This is a genomic window from Pseudomonas sp. Colony2 (genome assembly GCF_019382755.1).
In the GTDB taxonomy this organism is placed as follows: domain Bacteria; phylum Pseudomonadota; class Gammaproteobacteria; order Pseudomonadales; family Pseudomonadaceae; genus Aquipseudomonas.
The window spans coordinates 3,357,837-3,358,296 of the sequence record NZ_CP080030.1 but is presented as its reverse complement, the minus strand read 5'-3'; the positions used below and the strand labels follow the sequence as shown (position 1 = coordinate 3,358,296).

The 460-nt window shown below is 50.0% G+C and carries 1 protein-coding gene; it reads left to right on the top strand.

All coding sequences use genetic code 11. The features are described from left to right. Window positions 1-460, top strand: a 460-nt coding sequence (locus JV201_RS30190) for a hypothetical protein (RefSeq protein WP_219407055.1), incomplete at both ends; no start/stop codon positions are given.

The following is a 460-nucleotide window of genomic DNA, read 5'->3' as shown; positions in this document are numbered from 1 at the left end:
GGCACTGACAGACTGATTGCATCTTCCAATAGCTTGCAAGGCTCGTTCACTGTCGCGATAAGCGTCGGCTCGGTCACGGGCTTTACACACGACGGCCAAATTATCATTTCGAATAACATCCTGAAGTTGCTGTCCATAAATGCCATCGGTATTAGGTCCCAGCTCAATACAGCGACACAGCCCCCCCTGATTGAAGGAAATAGCATCAGCGGAGGCTCAATTGGTATTGACTGGCAAACACCACAGGCAAGGTTTGTCGGCAACAATATTACGTCCATCAATACCGGAATCCAGATAAGCGCGGCCGTTAAAAACATCGACTTGCTTAACAACCACATTACTGCTTCCTCCGCTGTAGCGGGTACCGGGACCGCTGCATGGAAGGGGCTAAGGGCTAGAGGCAACACGATCAATGTCACGGAATGGTCGTTTTACTTAGGGACTATTGGAAGCCTTGGAT